Here is a 3179-nt window from a genome sequence, read left to right as displayed (position 1 = left end):
CGGCGGGCCCGCCGAGCCGTACGGGCGGCGGCCCTCGCGTTCCCGTCTGCGTCCTTCGCCTTGCCCAGCAGCCGCCTCGCCTCGGCCGGGTCGTCCGTCTCGGATGCCGCCGCGCGGCGGCCCTCGGCGATGCTGTGCCACTTGCTCACCTCACCGTCGAGGTGGTGCTGAGTGTCGGAGGCGATGTTGGTGGTACGGCTGAACAGGCCCATGATGGGTCCTCTCATCTCGTCGGTCGGGATGGGCCCGGGGCGGCGTTCTCTTGGCGGATTGCGGCCGCCCCGGGAGTCTGGTCAGCGGTAGCTGCGGAACCTCGCGGCCTCGGCCCGCGCGTAGCCGATGGCGTCCTCGCGCGGCACGTCGCCGATGTAGCCCGGGTCCTCGCCGCAGGCGTCGGCGTCCTTGCCCGTGATGGCGGCCGCCGCGTCGTCGTAGACGTCGGTGTCGCTGGTCTGACCGGCCGGCATGCGGGCGTCGCGGTTGCCCCAGATCTCCAGGCGCAGCGCCCCGTCGGGATCGAGGGTCCGGTCGCGGTTCATGGCGGTCGCGGCCCGGTCGAGGGCATCGGCGATGGCCCGAAAGTTGGTGGCCACTTCGGGTCTTCTTCCAATTCGGTGCGGGAGAGGTCAGCGGTACGGCGGGAACTCGGCGGTCGCACGCAGGGCCAGCCCCGGCGAGCGGACACCGGACGCGGCGCAGACAGCGGGCAGCAACGTGGCCGGGCCGACGACGGTGACCGGGCCCACGCGCAACGGCGCACCCACCACCCGCGGCCCGTGGACGACCACCACCGCGGTGACCGGCACGCCGAGGACAGCGGCGACCCGCTGCGCCTCCCACGCCACCGTCTCCACCGCCCCATGCCGATCCGACGGCCCGCAGTGCAAACGCCCGCGGACGGTACGGACCGTCGCGCCTCCGCGCTGCGTCCAGCGCTTGGAGTCGATGAGCACGACCTGCCCCAGCGGCCCCACCAGGAGGTGGTCCAGGTTCGCCCGGGACCCGGGCACAGCCCGGTCGTGCAGCACCGTCCACCCCTGCCAGGTCAGCGGAGCCAGCAGCGCGGCCGTCGCCTCCTCGCCCTCCGCGCCGGCCTCCCACCGGCCGGCCGCAGCCGGGTCGCCGGCGCGGCCGAGCTGCCAGTAGCCGAGCAGCGCCCCAACCGCCAGGCCGGGCAGGGTGAGCACCGGGGCGAGGCTGTAGCCGAGCGCCGCGCCGCCGGCGACCCACGCGAGGACGTGGCCGGACCGGCGGCGGAGTCGGGCGGCCTGCTCGCGGGCGGAGCGGCCCGGCTGGTTGTCGTGCACGGTGTGCCTCTCGGTGGGGTCAGCGTCGGGTGACGCGGTGATAGGTCCGGGCAGGGTCCGGGGAGATGGTGACGCCGTCCGGAAGGGGCTCTCCGGCCCCTCTCCGCGGGCTCTCCGGCTGCTCTCCGACCGGGTGCTGACCTGCGTCTCCGTGGGCGGAGAGCGGCGCGGAGAGCGGCCTGGGCGGAGTGGGGGAGGGGAGGCCGTCGGGGCGGACGCCGGAGCGCCCGGCGACGCCCCGGGAGCGCACCGTCCGGGCCACCCGAATGTGGTACTCGGCGAGCAGCTGGCGGAGGTCCTCGTCGGCGGCCTGGGCGAGGCCCGGGAAGGCCTCGCGCATGGCCGGGTAGAGCTCCTGGAGGTGCACCCCGGTGCCGTCGCCGATCAGGTCCCGCACGAGGGCCACGAGCGGCGGCTCCTCGAATGTCCCCGCGGGGGACTCGGCGGGGGTCTGCGGGGCGGCTTCGGCGGGCGCCTCGGCCGGGTGGCTGCCCGGGGCGACGGCCAGCGCCGCCAGGACCCAGGCGGCCCCGGCGACCGGCAGCGCGAACGGCGTCGTCTGCTCCTGGACGCACATCACGACGTAGCCGCCCGCCCCGACGATCGCCAGCCGCTGGAAGAACCCCCGCAGCCCCGCAGGCGCCGGAAGCCGGGACCACACGAGGCGAGCCAGAACGAGCGACCCCGCGCCGACCATCCGCACCGTGACCCGGTCCGGGAGGTACAACCGCAGGGACCCCACGACCGCGCGCAGCCCCGACCGCTGCTCCCCCACGCCCTTGGTCAGGTCGACAGCCACGTCAGACCCCCAGGACATGGTTGAGCCCCGAGGCCAGGGCGGTGCTCGCGATGGACCAGATGCCGCCCGCCGCGGCGTAGATGCTCGCGGCGCCGATGCCCAGCGCGGCGGCCCACCCGGCCCGCAGCTTCGCCCCGTAGAGGATCACGGACAGGACCAGGGCGATCGCCCCCGCGCCGACGTTGCCGCCGACTCCCCCGCGGACCGCCTCGGCCAGCCCGGCCGCGACCGACCCCGGAGCGGACCAGATCTGCTGCGCCGTGGCGTACAGCGTGCCCGCGACCAGGCCCAGCAGCGCGGCCTGATGCTGGCTCAGCCGGATCTTCCCTCTGCCGCGGATGCCGATGACGAGGATCACGGTCACGGCCAGGGCGGCGCCGCTGGCGCCGAGAGTGCCGAGGATGTGCCCGCCGAGGTGCCCGCTGGTGGCCGGGGCAGCTGCGGTGATCATGTGGGTGCCTTTCAGAGAACCGCGTCGGGGCCATAGAGGGCGACGGCGACGACCGCGGTGGCGAGCGGGATGCGGCCGACCCAGCCGAGCGCGCGCACCAGCGGGTAGCCGGCGCCGCGCCACGCGTGGGTGCGCAGGTCGATGGGGAGGGCAGCGAAGAGGCAGAGCGCGCCACAGGTCAGGCCGTCGCGCACCGAACCGTGGCCGAAGTCGGCGATGAGGTGCTGGCACCAGGGGCCAAGGCCCGACCACCAGCCGACGGCCGCGGCTGCGCCGTTGTAGAGCAGGTGCCGGCGTCGGCGGGTGAGGTCGGGGGCCGGTGCGCGCCACCGCATGACGAGGGGAGCAGCTGGCGGGTCCCACGCGAGGGGCTTCCGCTGCCACCAGCGCACCGGCGAGTCCGCGTCGGAGTCGGGCCCGGGCGTCGAGCTGTCCTCCCCCACCCCGGCCTCGCGTTCCGGCTCGGGCTTCCGCAGATCCGGGGCCGGCTGCTCCTCGACCCCGGGCTCGTCGGGCTGGGAGGTCGCGGCCAAAAGCTCCGCTGTAGTCGGCTTCAGCGGCTCACGCCAGTCAGGCAGACGCGACGCGGCGGGAGCCGGGGCGCGTCTGCCTGACTGGCGTG

Annotated in this window: 6 protein-coding genes; all 6 read right to left on the bottom strand. The window is 75.7% G+C overall.

From position 1 onward, the window contains the following. A partial coding sequence (locus AOK09_RS34430; RefSeq protein ID WP_157876155.1) for a hypothetical protein occupies positions 1–212 on the bottom strand: 212 nt, incomplete at its 3' end. Positions 213–293: 81 nt separating this feature from the next. Further along, entirely contained in the window at positions 294–593 is a 300-nt protein-coding gene (locus tag AOK09_RS34425; RefSeq protein ID WP_055591140.1) for a hypothetical protein, read from the bottom strand. A 33-nt stretch (positions 594–626) separates the two neighbouring features. Continuing rightward, positions 627–1307 carry a nuclease-related domain-containing protein gene (locus AOK09_RS34420; protein ID WP_055591139.1) on the bottom strand — a complete coding sequence of 227 codons (681 nt, stop codon included), beginning with the start codon at positions 1305–1307 and terminating at the stop codon, positions 627–629. Between the two features lie 19 nt (positions 1308–1326). Next, a complete protein-coding gene (locus AOK09_RS34415; protein ID WP_055591138.1) occupies positions 1327–2106 on the bottom strand; it encodes a hypothetical protein in 780 nt (259 codons plus the stop codon). Between the two features lies 1 nt (position 2107). Further along, positions 2108–2557, bottom strand: a complete 450-nt coding sequence (locus AOK09_RS34410; RefSeq protein WP_055591137.1) for a hypothetical protein — start codon at positions 2555–2557, stop codon at positions 2108–2110. A gap of 11 nt (positions 2558–2568) precedes the next feature. Then, positions 2569–3090: a hypothetical protein gene (locus AOK09_RS34405; RefSeq protein WP_055591136.1), complete on the bottom strand. Its 522-nt coding sequence runs from the start codon at positions 3088–3090 to the stop codon at positions 2569–2571. Positions 3091–3179: the final 89 nt, after the last annotated feature.

It is taken from the genome of Peterkaempfera griseoplana, from assembly GCF_001418575.1.
GTDB lineage: Bacteria > Actinomycetota > Actinomycetes > Streptomycetales > Streptomycetaceae > Peterkaempfera > Peterkaempfera griseoplana.
This window is presented reverse-complemented; position numbering and strand designations above follow the sequence as displayed.